We start from the raw sequence: 17,446 nt of genomic DNA, 5'->3' as shown, positions 1-17,446 counted from the left end.
ATAAAAAGGACTTTTATGGAAGGTACCATCACTATGCCTATTTTCATACAACATATGTGGAAATTAATTTGTACATTACCTTTCCTGTAAGTGGAAAAATTCAAATAATAAGAAGTTTATATTTTATAGAAACGAATGTAGATCTAATTGACATTTCGTATTCAAAACGATTGAAAAGGAGAAAATAATGAATAATTCTATCGACCTACAGCACTTATGTGATCTTGTACATAGAACGTTTCATGTACCTGTTCAGTTTCTATCTACTGATAAAAAAATTGTATACGAATCTACTTCTCATACAATTGGTAGTCCGTTTTATTCTTCTAAAGAAGAACATCTTAATGAAATTTATCAAGAAAACGCTCCTTATAATTTCCCAATTTTCAAAGGGAATAAGTATCTTGAGAATTTCATTAGCATCCATATAACAAATCATGAACATATAAAAGGAACCATTATAATCGGCCCAACTACCTACCCAAAAGTATCAGATGAAATGGCTATTAAACTTATGAAATATTTCAACTGTAATAATAAAATGCAACAAGGAGTAGACTACTATCAATTTCTACCCGAGATTAAAAAAAGTACGCTAATTGATATAAGTATTTGGTTACATTACGTAATTTTTAATGAAAAATTAAATCGCGATACTGTTTGGGAAAAAAATAAATTACTCGAAGAGGTTTCTTATAAAATCGTAAATCCTGATCTATATATTTCAAAACGTCGCCGGCATGATCCGCAAAATTATGATATATCATTGGAACGTAAATTTTTTTCAGCAATTAAAGAAGGCAATAAAGAAAAGGTCATACAATATGCATATTCATATCCACAAGAAGATGCAGCAATCTCATCTAAAGGAGATCAACTGAGAAACCAAAAAAATAATGGCATTATCGCCATTACGCTAGCTATCCGATATGCGATAGACGGTAATCTTCCATCACATATTGCTTTTTCACTCGGTACTTTATATATACAAACGATTGAAAAACTAGATAACATGTATTCCGTAAATAGGTTAATTGAAGATGCATTATGTACTTTTGCAGAACGTGTGAAGGAATATAATGATCAAGCATATTCTAATTCGATTACTACGTGCCTAAATCATATTAATAAACATATTTACGATGAAATATCTCTCAATGACCTTGCTAATCTTTTACATATTTCCCCTACTTATTTATCCAAACTGTTTAAAAAAGAAGTGGGAATTCCTTTAATTGAATACATCCAGAGAGAACGAGTAGAAGAAGCAAAAAAATTATTAACATTAACGACCTATCCATTATCAGATATTTGTACCTGGCTTAATTTTAATGATCAAAGTTATTTCACAAGAGTCTTCAAAAAAATTACTAGTATGACTCCGAGACAATATCGTGAAAATCATACTGTGATATAGAAACGCTTTCTTAATAGGAGGTGAGAGAGTTGTCATACTAGCTCACCTTCATCAAATCTATTTATTTATTCTCCTTCTTCCAAACTCACCTTAATAAAGTTTTAATCCCCTTCAAAAAAGTACAAAAATGACAAATAAATTACTATAAATAAATTCATGAATTTGATAATTTTTTAGTGCTGAGTAAATTCGTCTTTCAGCTACTTCCACAGTGATTAACCTTCCTAGTATAGAAAATATATTGTTAGGAGAATAGAAAGCATGAGTAGTACAAATATATCAAAATCGGCTGATATGAAAGAATCGCGAAAAGTATCACCATACGACGATAGAGAAAGAATTGAAGACATTTTATTACGCTCATTCATTTCAGAAAAAGAAATATTGATTACTTATTATAAAGACCGTTATTTCCCTACAAGTTATATGACTGTAATTGAATTAAATCCTTTGAAACGTTCTTTAGTATGCATAGATGCCTTTGACCGTAAACATACTTTTAGTTTCATCGACATAATCGATGCACGGTAGTATTTAGAACGAAAAAAAAGCCATTTACCTCATAAAAAATTAGGTAAATGGCTTTCTTATTTTCACTTATTATTTCGCACTCACAATCTTATAATAAGAACGAACTGTGATGAAGTAATATCCGAGATAAATGACAACGTATACTCCGATACTAATTAGGAGCGGAATCATAATCTGAAATGATAATATATTTGATAAACCTTTTAATGCAAATAGGCTGTGTAAAATACCAACAATTAACGGAATAGCGAAGATAAAGCTCACTTGTTTTGCGATAGCTTTCTTCATTTCTTGCTTCGTTACACCAACTTTATGAAGAACAACGTAACGATCACGGTCAGCATTTGCTTCTGTAAGTTGCTTAAAGTAAATGATTGATCCTGTCGCTAATAGGAAAACTAATCCTAAGAATAATCCGATGAACATCATTAATCCAGATCCTTCTAACCCCATATGGAAACTAGTATAGAAATCTCTAAACGATGGTACCATTTCTGATTCACCAGCCGGCATCACTTTTGTTAATTTTTCTGTTAACACTTTACTATCTTTTTCATCTTTTACATCAATATTTTTTACAACGCGTGTTCCAAATGCTTGCTTCGCTTGTTCATACATTTCATCTGAAACGACAACAACTAATTCACCTAAGTTTGTAATGGCAATATTATTTGCACCTTGGATTGTTAATTTTTTCGTCTCGTTTCCAACTTGGAATACCGCTTTATTCCCTTTATAGTGAGGGCTAAACTCATGCCCTTCGATATACGAACTATCATATATATATGCTTCGCCAGCAGCTACATTCACTGTTTCCGCATCGATTTTTTTAGCAAGTTTGTTAAATTCCGACTGAGACATAAACTGATATTTCTCTGAAATCGTATAGCTCATATTCAGAGTGAAATCAACTTTATCTCCTTCAAACTTCCCTTTTACAGGAACCATCTCAACTTCAAATTGATCTTTAACAGCGTGATCCTGCTTCTCTTCTGCAAGAATCTCATTTACTTTCTTATCTAGTGCTGCTTCTTTCTTCTCATAGGAATAACTGTACGGCATGAATGCTTTTGATTGCGTAAATGTATTGTAATACATCGTAACTGACGTACCAACCGCTGTTAATGTTACCGCACTTAAAATAGAAATTGTCGCAAGTGACTTTGCATTTCCTTTAATACGATATAGTAGCTGTGATGTCGTTACCATATTCATGCCGTTATAAAACGATGATTTATTCGTTCTTGCACGTTTCAATACGAATACTGTAAAGAACATAAATAGTAAGTACGTACCTAATACTGTCGCAAGTAAAATATAAAGTGCAACTGCCATAAAGTCTGCATATTGAACCGCCTTCATGAACATTAACGCTAAGAAATAACCTGAACCGATTAAGACAACTGAAATTAATGCCATAATGACAGATCCTTTTGGCATTGCTTCTCCTTCACGTTCTGCGCGGAAAAGTTCAATTAACTTAAAGCGATAAATTAAACGATATCCTTGAAGTGATGTATACAAAATAATCACAAAGAAAATAATTGCTGTATCAATAATGGCAGCCATCGGTACTTCAAAATGAACGTTTAAATTTAATCCCATCATACTTACTAATAACTCAAGGAATAATTTTGAAAGGACACTACCAATCGCAATTCCGATAATTAAAGACATTAATCCCATTAACATATTTTCATAAAAGAGCATTTTACCAATTTGTCTTTTACGGATACCTAATAAGGAATATAAGCCAACTTCTTTTTTACGTTTACGTGTAAAGAATCCGTTCGAATATATAATAAACACTGCTACGAAAATGATAAGCATGACACTTGAAACTTGAAATGCTCCGCTAATTTTTTTGGAACCTTCCGCTGCTTTTTCCATTTGTGAATTATACTGCAGTGCCTTAAATGTAAAATAAATGACGATACTAAAGATCATAGATGCAAAATATACAAAGTAGTCTTTAAAGTTCCGCTGTATGTTGCGGAGGGCAATGCTAGATAAGGTCATCAGCCATACCTCCAGAAATAGAAGACATTACGTCAACGACTTGTTGGAAGAATTGTTTACGTGTTAATTCACCGCGATGTAATTCTTTATATAACTCACCATCTTTAATGAAAATAACTCGTTTACAATAACTCGCCGCAAACGCATCGTGCGTTACCATTAAGATTGTAGAATTATCGTATTCATTTAACGACTTCATACTTTCAAGTAAATCTGTTGCAGATTTAGAATCAAGCGCTCCCGTTGGCTCGTCCCCGAAAATCATACTTGGATTCGTAACAATTGCACGCGATGCCGCGCATCTTTGTTTCTGTCCACCAGATACTTGATATGGGAACTGACTTAAAATATGATCAATACCGAATTTCTTTGAGATTTCAAGAACGCGGCGATCAATCTCACTCGCTTTCACCTTTGATAACGCAAGAGGTAACGCAATGTTCTCTTTCACCGTTAATGTATCTAATAAGTTATAATCTTGGAAAATGAACCCTAAATGATCGCGGCGGAATAATGCTAACTTATCATCATTCATTTTCACAATATCTTTTCCATCAATTAAAATTTCACCGTTCGTCGCATTATCAATTGTAGAAAGAACGTTTAGTAAAGTCGTCTTACCAGAACCAGAAGGTCCCATAATTCCAACGAACTCACCTTCTTTTACTTGTAAATTAATACCTTTTAACGCTGCAAATTTATTACCACCCGTGTCATATACTTTTTCAATATTTTTTGCTTCTAACACTGTTTTCATCTCGACATCCCTCATTTCTTCTATTCTCTATCTTCAACTATATACACTCTCTACTCTTGCCACTATCGATGTTTCTTACACAAACATGACAGTTATGTAAGGCACATAAGTAAAGACATCAAAAAGTTAACGTAATGAACCAAAGTACTTTGTTACTATAACATTGGGATATCATGCCATCCATTCATTCTCCTTACAGGAACATTACAATTTTGTAAGGTACAAAATGTACCCTACAAAGTTGTGCATGAAATGTCGGATGGAGCTATTTCGTTCCTGCTATTCTATGTACAGAGGAGGTCATCATATGGATTCACTTAAAAACATGAATGCTGCAATGCGCTATATTGAAAACAACCTAACAAATGAAATTAATTTTAAAGAAGTTGCGAGGCTAGCTCTTTGCTCTGAATATCACTTTAAAAGGATGTTTTCATTTCTAGCTGGCATATCACTATCTGATTATATTCGTTGTAGACGTCTTACTCTCGCTGCCTTTGAACTAAAAAACAGCAATGTAAAAGTCATTGATGTCGCTATAAAATATGGGTACAACTCACCGGATTCTTTTGCACGTGCCTTTCAAAACTTGCACGGCATAACACCTTCAGAAGCCCGAAATAGTAATCATTCTTTGAAAGCTTATTCACCAATGACCTTCCAATTATCCGTTCAAGGAGGAAACGAAATGAATTATCGAATTGAAGAAAAAGAACCATTTCGAATTATTGGTATTACAAAACGGGTACCGATTGTATTTAACGGTGTAAATGAAGAAATCTCTTCTATGTGGAAAAGTTTAAACCTAGAGTCCATTCAAACATTAAAAATGCTTTCAAATATGGAACCGAATGGATTCATTAGTGCTTCTACTAACTTTTCTGAAGGAAGAATGGAGGAAAAGGGAGAACTCGATCACTACATTGGAGTAGCCACAACGAAAGATTGTCCAGCGCAATTCGCGCAACTTGAAGTCGCAGCCTCAACGTGGGCCATATTTGAAGCTGTCGGTCCATTCCCTGAAACATTACAAAATGTATGGGGACGCATTTATTCCGAATGGTTTCCTTCCTCAAACTATGAACTAGCGAAAGGACCGGAAATATTGTGGAATGAACAGAAAGATGTATCCTCTCCAAACTTTAAAAGTGAAATTTGGATACCGGTTTTGAAGAGATAAAGTGAAACTTTAATCAGTGGGGGTTTTGTCCATCCCCCACTGATTATTAGTTGAACCAATCGGGCTTTTACGGGCAGTTGATCTCCCACCTAACTCCTCCGCATTCGCCGAATTTTGAGGTGGGAGTCTTACTGCCCGTTAATGCGGGATAAAAAAATAAAGCTGCTTTTCCTTTGTGGAAAAGCAGCTTTATTTTTTTACCTTTCAACGTTTATTGGACACTAAGTTAGGTGAATTATAAAGTTACTTTGCGTGTACAATAAATTGAGAGAACAAGGCTTTTATAGGTATACCACTCATCGAACAGGATCATAGACATATCAAGTAACGTTTTTCCAAATCCTAGGACTTAAAAATTTTCACTATTCTTCACATCCCTTGAAAGAAATCAAAATCATTCATACTATATATAAACAAAACCAAATTTTTCTTTTTCAACGTACAATAAATTGCAAAAGTTACTTATAATCGCATCCACCCTAAATTTATAGCCGTTAAGAAAATTTGCAACAACACCGAACTAATTATGATAGAAGGGGAAATATATGAAAAAACACTTTCGAGTAGGAGAAGTATCCAGAATGTTTTCCATACCACAGTCAACGTTAAGATATTACGACGAGATTGGATTATTTAAGCCGAAATATACCGATAAGGAGAATAGTTATCGGTACTATACAGCTGACCAGTTTGTATATCTTGATGCAATTATTTTTTTACGAAAAATCGGCTTCAATATTCGAGATATTCAAAGGCATATGGAAGAGAGAACAGTAAAAAATACACATGAGTTATTTCAAAAAAAATTTCAGGATATCAAACAAGAAATTCGAAATTTGGAAATGGTTGCTCAAAAAATAGAGCATAAAATGAATACGTTAGAAAATGGTATGTGGCTAGCCGAACAACAAACGGTTACCTTCAAGACATATCCCAAAAGACCAATTTCATATTTATACCAAAACGATCCCATCGACTTAAACATTCATTTTGAGGATGTATATGTTCAGGAACTAAAAAAGAGAATTTCTGAACCTATAAATAGTGGCGTATTCACAGGGGACATTGGTGTTGTTGTTGATTTAAAAAGCCTTTATTCTAATGGACCAATCATGTATATAGGCATCTTCAAACTATTATGGGAGCAACTTAGCAAAAGTGCAGAAGCTTATTTACCAGAAGGACTTTATGCCTGTTATCGCCATACAGGCCCTTATGAACATGTGAGTACTAGCTATAAATTTTTATTAAATGAACTACATACCTCAGGTTATGAACTAGTAGGTGAACCGATTGAAATCGGAATTATAGATGAGTCTGTAGTGAAACACCCCCAACACTTCATAACAGTAATAGAAATTCCCGTTAAAAAGAAAAACACCATTGACCTTCAAGTAACCTGAAGGTATAGAATCTCTCTTGTAGGAAACAACATGAGAGATTCTAGTGGAGACAACCATTCAAAATAAGTTAATTAAAGGAAACACTATATTTTTATTTTTCATGAATGAAAAGAATCTTAAATTACCAAGCCCTACTTCCATTAATCTCATCATTATTACTATTTTAATTTAGTTATTAGAAAGGACTTACCCATGATGACAAAAGAATTTAAAATTGAACCACCAAAAGTCTTAGCAGATTTAAAAGTAGCAAATTTTCAAGATATTTTTCATGAAGAAGATCCATACCTATCAAACTGTATCATTACAAATGGAGTAAATGATAACGAGAATATTGATAAAGTAGTTTTATCCAAGGTCATTATTAAAAATACAACTTTTATAAACACCTCTTTTACTAGGATTGATATGACTGATGTCGTTTTTGAAAACTGTGATTTATCCAATACTAACTTCAATGAAGGGATTATTCATAGAGCCACTTTCAAAAACTGCAAGTTACTAGGTGCTGATTTTTCAGAAGGTAGTCTTGGAAATGTTTCTTTTGAAAATTGTATTATAAATTTCAGTACCTTTGCAGGGGCACGGTTAAAACAAGTAATATTTGATAATTCCTTGTTGCAGAGTGCGAACTACTATGATTGTCAATTAAGCAAGGTTAAATTTTACAAGTGTGATATCAATGATGCTGATTTTACTGAAACTTTACTCAAAGGAATAGATATTAGTACATGCACATTTAACAAACTCAATGTCTCTTTAGATAGTTTAAATGGTTGTGAAGTCTCTTCTGAACAAGCAATTGGATTTGCAATGTTATTAGGGTTAAAAGTTAAATGATAACGTCAAAACAATATTTTAATAACTATATAAAAAGATAGATAATATACTTTATTAGATAAGGAGATTAGAATGAATAACATTGTATTAAATATAAAAATTATAGTTTCATTAATACTCAGTTGTATTGCTGGTGTTTTGGTAGCCGTAGGGATTAGTAGTGCAATCGAATCTATAAGTATGAATACACTATCCAAAGAATTGACTACAATACTTGCTTTACTTGGTATAGGAATTATTCTTAGTTTATTTGCAATAGTAATTAATAAGAAAGATATATATAAGGTTTTGATGAGAAGTACTTTGATTATGGGCATATTGTTGGTATTTATTACATTAGGGTTTATTATGAAAAATAATACAGGGCAAATTACTCTAGCTACTATCTTCAATGGGATTGCAGCTGTAGTTTCCTTTCGGCTTATGAAGTTATGTATTGAGATTGAAAAAAAAGTAAAAGGGTGATCCATATTGGTCATGTATCACCTTTTATTTTTTATGTAATTTTACAAATTAGACATTTAAATTTTCATCTAAATATTTAATCTTCTATCTTCATTTTTTAATCTCATCCTGTATCTCCTTTTTACTTTTCCAACTTTTAACCTATACTGTTTACTAGCTTATCTTTCAACATAATGAAAAGACTTGAAACACATGATACACTATAGCTACAATTGTTTTTTTAGGAGGAATATACATATGTATAAAATTTTAATCGTTGAAGACGATCCAAATATTTCATCATTACTACAATCTCACATCCAAAAGTACGGCTATGAAGCTGTTGTTGCAGAGAACTTCGATGATATTATGGAATCGTTTAATGCAGTGAAGCCACATCTTGTTTTACTTGATGTAAACTTACCGAAATTCGATGGTTTCTACTGGTGCCGTCAAATTCGTCATGAATCTACTTGTCCTATTATTTTCATTTCAGCACGTGCTGGTGAGATGGAACAAATTATGGCAATTGAAAGCGGTGCGGATGATTATATTACAAAACCGTTCCACTACGACGTTGTAATGGCGAAAATTAAAGGTCAATTACGTCGTATTTACGGTGATTATGCACCAAATATTTCTGAACGTATCGTTGAAGTAGAAGGTTTAAAACTATTCCCAGAACGTCCAGAAATTCATTTCGGCGCGGAGCAAGTTCTTTTAACGAAGAAAGAGGCAATTTTAGCAGAAATGTTATTATCTAAATTCCCTCGTACAGCGAGCCGTGAAGACTTATTAGCTGCCCTTTGGGACGACGAAAGCTTCGTTGAAGAAAATACATTAAACGTAAACATTACGCGTCTTCGTAAAAAGTTCAATGAGCTTGGCATTGAAAATGCAATTGAAACAGTACGTGGACTTGGGTATCGTTTTAACGCAACTTGGAGTGAATAAGCATGAAGCTATTTTTACGTGATCATTTTGCATTTTTCCTACTGTACGTATTAAACTTCGGTATCATTTTCGTTCTTTATGATGCAGTAGATGGATTCCAAAATAATAAGTTTTATTTCATCGTTTTAAGCTTATACTTATTCATCTGTTTCCTTGCTTACCGTTACGTTCGTAACCGTAGAATGTACCATAGATTAAGTGAGCAACCAGAGAAAATGGAAGATGCGTTTATTGAGAGAGCAACTGCTCCGATGCCTCACGGTGTAAACGAGCTCGTGCGTACGCAGTACCGTCTCTTCCAAAAAGAGCTACAATCGTATGAAGTAAAACAACAAGAACATCAATTATTCATTAACCACTGGGTGCATCAAATGAAGACACCTGTTTCTGTTATGCAACTTATGGTGCTCGAAATGGAAGATGAACATTTGATTCCGAAATTCAAAAAAGAATTAGAACGATTAAATCAAGGACTCGATATGGCTTTATATATGGCAAGGTTGAATAACTTCCATGAAGATTTCCATGTTGAGACGATTTCATTAAAAGATGCGGTAACAAAAAATATTAACGGATTAAAGGAATTATTCATTCGAAACGGAGTCTTCCCTGTTTTAGAAGTTCATTCCGATTTAAAGGTTGCTTCTGATGCGAAATGGCTAAAATTCATCATTTATCAGTTAATGACAAATGCAGTTCGTTACTCTGGTGAGCGCGGAAAGAAAGTTTTCTTATCTGCTTACCGAAACGGAAAGGATATTATTTTAGAAGTTCGCGATGAAGGCGTTGGGATTCCGCAAGAAGATGTTCGAAGAGTATTTGAACCATTTTACACGGGGAAAAACGGTCGTACATTCGGAGAATCGACTGGTATGGGACTGTATATTGTAAGTAAAATTTGTGATTATTTAGGTCACTCTGTCAAACTGGATTCTGAAGTCGGTAAAGGAACGACGATTAAAATCATCTTCCATAATGCTGCAAATAATCAAGCAGAATATACAGAGAAGGTGACCGAAGCATGATCGTAACATATGCAAGCAAAATGTATGAGAACTCACTCTCATACATTTTTTGCAATAAAACTACTTCTATATCTTCTAACCGGAGGTATAATCTATGACATTTTGGCAATTCGCATTTAAAAATGTAACACGCAACTCAAGAGCTTATTTTGCTTACTTTGTAAGTAGTTCCTTTTCCATTGCTGTTTTCTTTTCATTTGCTGTTTACTTATTTCACCCGAAATTACAAAACTTTAGCATCACCTCTGAAATTTCAGGATTAATGGTATTTTCAGAAGTAGTAATTGTATTTTTCTCCTTCTTCTTTTTACTATATTCCATTGGTACTTTTTTAAAAGTTAGAAAAAAACAATTCGGCGTTTTGACCGTTTTAGGAATATCGAGAAAACAATTACATCGTCTCGTTTTTATGGAAAATATGTTAATCGGTATTTTATCTATCTTTTTCGGTATGCAGTTTGGACTTGTATTTTCACAATTTTTCTTATTAGTCACAGCAAAAATTACGCACGTACCAGGCATATATTTATACTTGCCTATTAACGCTTTTGTTTTAACGACCATCGTTTTTCTTAGTCTTTTTATTATTGTATCCACATTCACACCAATGCTTATCCGTACAAAAAAAGCGATACGCCTTTTAAAGACAAATAGCGGAAAACAAAAAGAAAAAAAACCATCCATACTCGTTTCTTTATTTAGTGCGATTTGTTTATTAGGTGGTTATGCTTTAGCTGGAAATCCTAAATATTTCGTCTCAATAAACCCGCAAGTAGGCGTTATATATATGGTTTCAAGTATTTTTGTAATTCCAACACTTGTTACAATTGGGACATATTTTTTCTTTTCGCAAATTAGTTTCTTACTTATTTACATTTTAAAAACGAGAAGAAAATTTTATATGAAACGAATTAATATGCTTTGGATTTCTGATTTAGCAAGCCGGATTCGAACGAATATTAATATGCTTTTTATTGTGGCTATGCTATCTACTGTCGCTTTTACGATGATTACGTTTTTATATGGGCTCGGTAAATTTACGAAATTAGAAGTTACGAGAAACTCTCCCTTCCCAATTTCTTATTTTTCTTATGATGCGAACCCTTTTGTTAACGAGCATTTAACTTGGCTTGAACAACAATTACGAAAGGAAAACTTCTCTTATAAGAAAATAAAAGCCGATTTATATGAAACACCATTAAAAGAAGACGAAGATATAGCCATTTATAATGACGTATACGCCATTAAGCAAAGTGACTATAACAAACTTGCAAATTCTTTACGTATGAAAGAACTATTCATGAATGATAACGAAGCATACGTCTTAACAGGAACATCCTATTTCACTATATTCAATGAGTTTGAACAAAGCTACAACAGAGACTACGTTACACTCTCAAACACAAATACAAAATTGCGGGTAAAAGGCTATGAATATGTAAACGCCATTCCATCTACCTTCTCTTATCAAACGGTAGTTTTACCTGACGTTGTTGTAAACAACTTCCCAAATACAACAAAACATGTATCAGCGTACAATTATAAAGTACAAAACTGGGAAAAGACGTATAAAATCACTGATGCTTTTATAGAAAAAATACAAAAAGATCGTGAAAAATTCCAATATGAAGGGCCTCTCATCCGCTCCTTTGAATCAGCAAGTGCATTATATAAAATAACGTCCGGTAGTGCCGCATATTTCCTAATTGGGACATTTTTAGGAGTTATTTTCTTCATTGGAGCTGGTAGCGTTCTTTACTTTAGAATGTATACGGATTTAATGAACGAACAAGAAAAGTATGTAACGATTTCAAAAATTGGTGTAACCGATGCAGAAATGAAACGTTCTGCATCCATCCAACTTAGTATTTTATTTTTCATTCCATACATCATGGCATCCATTCATACGATGTTTGCTACAAAAATGCTACAAGATGTAATTGGTTTATCACTGTTCAAAGAAATTGCAGCTGTTCTTATTATTTTTGGATTCGTTGAAATTGTATTTTTCTTATTCATTCGTTCGCTTTATATGCAAAAATTATCACAGTACACGAGTGAATAAAACACTTAAAATAAACTTAGTGAAAAGAGTATCTCTCATACTCTTTTCATCTTCAATCTATTAGGAGGCCTAGGTGAATGACATTTTGGCAGTTTGCATTTAAAAACGTATCGCGGAACGCCAGAGCTTATTTCGCCTATTTTGTAAGCAGTGCGTTTTCCATCGCCATTTTTTTCTCATTTGCAGTTTATTTATTTCATCCGAAATTGCATATGACAGACGTAAATTATGCTCTGAACATATTAATGACAATTTCAGAAGTTGTCATTGTGTTCTTTTCATTTTTCTTTTTACTCTATTCAATTGGTACGTTTTTAAAAGTGCGAAAAAAACAGTTCGGGATATTAACAGTACTTGGCATATCCCAAAAACAATTAAAAAGACTCGTCTTTTTAGAAAACATGTTAATCGGTATTCTTTCCATATTTTTTGGCATACAACTCGGACTTGTCTTTTCACAGTTCTTTTTATTAGTTACCGCAAAAATTACACATGTGCCCGGTCTATATTTATATTGGCCCACAGGCGCTATTATTTTAACAACTGTAATCTTTCTCGGTCTCTTTATTCTCGTATCATCTTTTACACCAATGCTGATTCGTACGAGAAAAGCTGTACGACTTTTAAAAGGAGGGAAACAACATCAAGAGCGAAAAGCATCCGTGCTTATTTCTTTATTTGGTGCGCTATGTTTAATATCTGGATACGTATTAGCAGCAAATCCTTTATATTTCATGTCACTTGGCACTGTAATTGGACTTTTGTACGCCGTCTCTAGTATATTTGTCATTCCATCACTCGTTGCAGCTGGAACATATTTTTTCTTTTCACAGATTAGTTTTTTACTCATTCGTATATTAAAAACGCGAAGAAAGTTTTATATGAAACGAATTAATATGCTTTGGATTTCTGATATAGCAACGCGCATTCGAACAAATATTAATATGTTGTTTATAGTCGCGATGCTATCAACGCTCGCTTTTACAATGATTACATTCTTATATGGATTCGGGAAATTTACAAAGTTTGATGAGATTAGGCAAAACCCTTTCCCGTTTACATATTTATCACATAGTGAAAATACGTTGGTTAATGAACATTTAAACTGGTTAGAACAAAAATTTAATGAAGAGCACTTTACTTATACAAAATTTAAAACAGATATATATGAAGTATCTTCAGCTGAAGATAACACGCAGCTCTATTATGCCATTAAACAAAGTGACTATCATATACTTGCTAAAGCATTAAATTGGGAAACTCTCACGGTGAATAAGAATGAATCTTATATTCTTATGAAAGACTTAGATGATCAAGTCTTTGGAACACTTCAAAATAACGAAAAGAAAAATACTCTTACGCTTACTCAAAACAATTTACAACTACAAGTGAAAGAATATAAAAGTTATAACCCATTCCCAAACAGCTTAATATACCAATTACTCATACTATCTGATGAAAATGTAGAAGCATTATCCACTGTTTCAAAACAGATGAGTGTATACAGTTTTAAAGTTTACGATTGGGAAAAAGCACATAATATCGGTTCAGCATTTATAACAAAAATCGATAACGACAATGCAGCGATTCAAGCAGAGCACCCACCGTTCCATGCCAGTGAAGCAAGTGATTCGTTATACAACACAAAACTAAACGTTGCTTCGTTCTTCTTAATTGGTACTTTCCTTGGTGTGATTTTCTTTATAGGTGCTGGTAGTGTTCTTTACTTCCGGATGTATACGGATTTAACAAATGAGCAAGAAAAGTATGTAACGATTACGAAAATCGGCTTAACTGAATCTGAAATGAAACGTTCAGCGACAATTCAGCTTGCTATTTTATTCTTCGTCCCTTACATTATGGCATCGATCCATACGATGTTTGCGACAAAGATGCTACAAGAAGTTTTACATCTCTCGTTCTTCGCTGAAATTACAGTCGTACTTATGATTTTTGGAACAGTTGAAATTTTATTTTTCCTTTTAATTCGTTCCTTTTATATGCAAAAATTATCACAGCACATTAAGTTTTAAAGATAGAAAGGTGATTACTATGGAAGAAGTTTTACACATAAAAAACGTCTCAAAAGTGTATGAAGGAAAAGTCCCTCATACTGCTTTAAAAAATATAAATTTACATGTAGATAAAGGGGAATTTGTCGCTATCATGGGACCATCAGGGAGCGGTAAATCTACATTTTTAAACGTTATCTCTACAATTGATTCCCCTACTTCTGGTGATGTCGTTATTAACGGAAAAAAACCACACACATTTCGTAGAGAGAAGTTAGCTATTTTCCGCCGCCAAGAGTTAGGATTTGTTTTCCAAAACTTTAACCTACTAGACACACTGACAATCGGTGAAAATATCGTACTACCTTTAACATTAGATAATGTTCCATTAAAAGAAATGGACGAAAAACTTGATAACATTTCAAAAAAACTTGGCATTGATCATATTTTAGACAAACGTATTTTTGAAGTTTCTGGAGGACAAGCACAGCGTACCGCAGTAGCACGTGCTGTTATTCATCATCCGTCACTTCTACTTGCCGATGAACCAACAGGAAACTTAGATTCAAAAGCGGCAATTGATGTAATGGAGTTATTTACGAAATTAAATAAAGAAGAAGATGCAACAATTTTAATGGTTACTCACGATCCATTTGCAGCAAGTTATTGTAACCGCGTCATTTTCATTAAAGACGGCGAGCTTTACAACGAACTACACCGCGGACTATATCGCGAGAAGTTTTATCAAGAAATATTAGATGTTTTAGCATTATTAGGAGGAAGACGTGGATGACATTTTGGCAATTTGCATTTAAAAATGTCTCGCGTAATTCGAAAGCATATTTCGCTTATTTTGTAAGTAGTGCGTTTTCTATCATGGTTTTCTTTTCCTTTACTGTATACGCATATCATCCACGCTTACAAATTATGAATAAATTGCAGGAACAAGATCCGCTCATGAACTTAGCTGGCATGGCACAGTTTGTTATCGTTTTGTTCTCGTTCTTCTTTCTCTTATATTCTATCGGGACATTTTTAAATGTCCGGAAACAACAATTTGGCGTTTTAACTGTTCTCGGTATTTCACACAAACAATTAAAACGGCTTTTGTTTACTGAGAATATGATTATTGGAATACTAGCTATCTTTGCTGGTATTCAAGGTGGTCTTGTATTTTCTAACTTTTTCTTACTCGTTACTTCTAAATTAACAAATGCTAAAGGCCTCTATTTATATTGGCCAACAGAAGCAATTATCGTTACAACAGTAACGTTTATCATTTTATTTTTCATCGTTTCTACGTTTACACCGATGTTCATTCGTACTCGTAAAACAACACAGCTCATTAAGAGGACAAAAAAAGGAGACAAAGAAAAGAAACCATCTATACTCATTTCAATATTCGCTTTAATTTGCTTAGCATTATGTTATTATATCGCTGGTTATCCGCAAGGCTACGTAACAGAAAAAAATGTACGAAATGGATCGGTAGCCTTTATTATATTATCTATTTTACCGCTTGTAGTAGTCGGGACATATTTATTCTTTTCGCAAACATTTCTCCTCTTTATCTTTATCTTAAAAAAGCGGAGAAAGTTTTATATGAAACAAATAAACATGTTATGGATTTCAGATTTAGCTAACCGTACGCGTAGTAATATTAATGTGCTCTTTATCGTTTCTATGTTGTCAGCACTTGCATTCACAATTATCATCGGGTTATTTGCTGCTAATAATAATACGAAAGCATCGACATTAGAACGATATCCTTTCCCCTTCACCTATACATCCAAAGGGGAAAATCCATTGGAACAAAAGCACGTTGCTACAATTGAAACGGAGCTTACAAATGCTAATTTTCAATACAATAAGTATAAGGTTACTATGTTACAAGATACAGCTTTAAAAGAAGACGTTACTCTTATGAAAATGAGTGATTATAATACACTTGCGAAACAGTTAAAGAGGCCGGAAATAACCCTCGATTCTACACAAGTCTATATGATTTCTCGGTACTCGCCAGAACTATTAAATCTTGTATCCAATCCATTTGCAAAACAAAATACAATTACAATCGGATCGAATAAAAAAGAATTTCATATTAAAGGATTTATTAATAAAGGAATCGGGCCAGTCTTTCGTTTCCGACATATAATTGTTGTACAAGATTACGTATTTGATAATATGATTCCTCATATTGAAACGACTATAGTGTATAACTACTTCGTTGAGAATTGGGAAAATACAATTGTTCCGACAAAAAATATGTTAAAACATATTTGGAATGATGCGGATAGCTTCCGTGAGGCACATAAAAATACGGACGTCCCATTTGCTCTTTATACAGCAGCTGATGATCTATACTACAGTAAAGGAAATTCAATTGCTACTTTCTTTATTTGGACATTTCTTGGTTTTATGTTCTTTATCGGGGCAGCTAGTGTTCTATACTTCCGTATGTATAATGACTTAACGACTGAAAAACAAAAATACATTACGATTACAAAAATCGGGCTTACAGAATCAGAAATGTTTCGTTCTGCAACGATTCAATTAGGAATTTTATTTTTCGTTCCTTACATCGTTGCTGGTGTTCACACGTTATTTGCGGTTAAGTTTTTACAAAGCATGTTTTCTTTCTCATTACTAAAAGAGACATGTATCGTACTCACCTTTTTCGGGATTATCGAGATTATTTTCTTCTTCTTAATCCGCTCTCTTTACATCAATAAGTTATCACAGCACATTAAAATATGAATAAAATAGCCTTGTGCAATATGCACAAGGCTATTTTCAATA

General features: G+C 33.3%; 14 protein-coding genes. 12 read left to right on the top strand and 2 right to left on the bottom strand.

What is annotated here, in order from left to right; genetic code table 11:
• Positions 1-187: 187 nt before the first annotated feature.
• The gene (locus ACTFOB_RS22790; protein WP_440029074.1) at positions 188-1,417 is read left to right on the top strand and encodes a helix-turn-helix domain-containing protein; all 1,230 of its coding nucleotides are present in this window, start codon (positions 188-190) and stop codon (positions 1,415-1,417) included.
• Positions 1,418-1,678: 261 nt separating this feature from the next.
• Entirely contained in the window at positions 1,679-1,948 is a 270-nt protein-coding gene (locus ACTFOB_RS22785; RefSeq protein ID WP_440029076.1) for a YolD-like family protein, read from the top strand.
• A gap of 69 nt (positions 1,949-2,017) precedes the next feature.
• On the opposite strand, the gene ACTFOB_RS22780 is transcribed toward ACTFOB_RS22785, so the two are convergent.
• Entirely contained in the window at positions 2,018-3,967 is a 1,950-nt protein-coding gene (locus ACTFOB_RS22780; RefSeq protein WP_440029078.1) for an ABC transporter permease, read from the bottom strand.
• A complete protein-coding gene (locus ACTFOB_RS22775) occupies positions 3,954-4,724 on the bottom strand; it encodes an ABC transporter ATP-binding protein (RefSeq protein ID WP_000859654.1) in 771 nt (256 codons plus the stop codon). Before ACTFOB_RS22775 ends, ACTFOB_RS22780 begins: the two co-directional genes overlap by 14 nt.
• A gap of 307 nt (positions 4,725-5,031) precedes the next feature.
• Here ACTFOB_RS22775 and ACTFOB_RS22770 point away from each other — a divergent pair, with 307 nt between their 5' ends.
• The 10 genes from ACTFOB_RS22770 (at position 5,032) to ACTFOB_RS22725 (ending at position 17,404) form a co-directional block, all read left to right on the top strand.
• Positions 5,032-5,904, top strand: coding sequence for an AraC family transcriptional regulator (locus tag ACTFOB_RS22770; protein WP_440029080.1), 873 nt, complete (start codon positions 5,032-5,034; stop codon positions 5,902-5,904).
• A 545-nt stretch (positions 5,905-6,449) separates the two neighbouring features.
• Positions 6,450-7,307, top strand: a complete 858-nt coding sequence (locus ACTFOB_RS22765) for a MerR family transcriptional regulator (RefSeq protein WP_440029081.1) — start codon at positions 6,450-6,452, stop codon at positions 7,305-7,307.
• A 195-nt stretch (positions 7,308-7,502) separates the two neighbouring features.
• Positions 7,503-8,147, top strand: a complete 645-nt coding sequence (locus tag ACTFOB_RS22760) for a pentapeptide repeat-containing protein (RefSeq protein ID WP_440029083.1) — start codon at positions 7,503-7,505, stop codon at positions 8,145-8,147.
• Positions 8,148-8,219: 72 nt separating this feature from the next.
• Complete coding sequence (locus ACTFOB_RS22755) at positions 8,220-8,612, top strand: hypothetical protein (RefSeq protein ID WP_440029084.1); 393 nt, start codon at positions 8,220-8,222, stop codon at positions 8,610-8,612.
• 237 nt (positions 8,613-8,849) lie between these two features.
• Positions 8,850-9,545, top strand: a complete 696-nt coding sequence (locus tag ACTFOB_RS22750; protein WP_000276736.1) for a response regulator transcription factor — start codon at positions 8,850-8,852, stop codon at positions 9,543-9,545.
• Positions 9,546-9,547: 2 nt separating this feature from the next.
• Positions 9,548-10,570, top strand: a complete 1,023-nt coding sequence (locus ACTFOB_RS22745) for a sensor histidine kinase (RefSeq protein WP_440029087.1) — start codon at positions 9,548-9,550, stop codon at positions 10,568-10,570.
• A 94-nt stretch (positions 10,571-10,664) separates the two neighbouring features.
• On the top strand, positions 10,665-12,635 hold the full coding sequence (locus ACTFOB_RS22740; protein WP_440029089.1) for an FtsX-like permease family protein: 1,971 nt from the start codon (positions 10,665-10,667) through the stop codon (positions 12,633-12,635).
• 77 nt (positions 12,636-12,712) lie between these two features.
• The gene (locus ACTFOB_RS22735) at positions 12,713-14,668 is read left to right on the top strand and encodes an FtsX-like permease family protein (RefSeq protein WP_440029091.1); all 1,956 of its coding nucleotides are present in this window, start codon (positions 12,713-12,715) and stop codon (positions 14,666-14,668) included.
• A gap of 19 nt (positions 14,669-14,687) precedes the next feature.
• Entirely contained in the window at positions 14,688-15,440 is a 753-nt protein-coding gene (locus ACTFOB_RS22730; RefSeq protein ID WP_000393250.1) for an ABC transporter ATP-binding protein, read from the top strand.
• The gene (locus ACTFOB_RS22725) at positions 15,437-17,404 is read left to right on the top strand and encodes an FtsX-like permease family protein (RefSeq protein ID WP_440029093.1); all 1,968 of its coding nucleotides are present in this window, start codon (positions 15,437-15,439) and stop codon (positions 17,402-17,404) included. Before ACTFOB_RS22730 ends, ACTFOB_RS22725 begins: the two co-directional genes overlap by 4 nt.
• The last annotated feature ends 42 nt before the right edge of the window (positions 17,405-17,446 follow it).

The sequence above is a fragment of the Bacillus cereus group sp. MYBK79-1 genome (assembly GCF_051915365.1).
Lineage (GTDB): Bacteria > Bacillota > Bacilli > Bacillales > Bacillaceae_G > Bacillus_A.
Note: the sequence above shows the minus strand (reverse complement) of the source record. Positions and strands in the feature narration are given on the sequence as shown.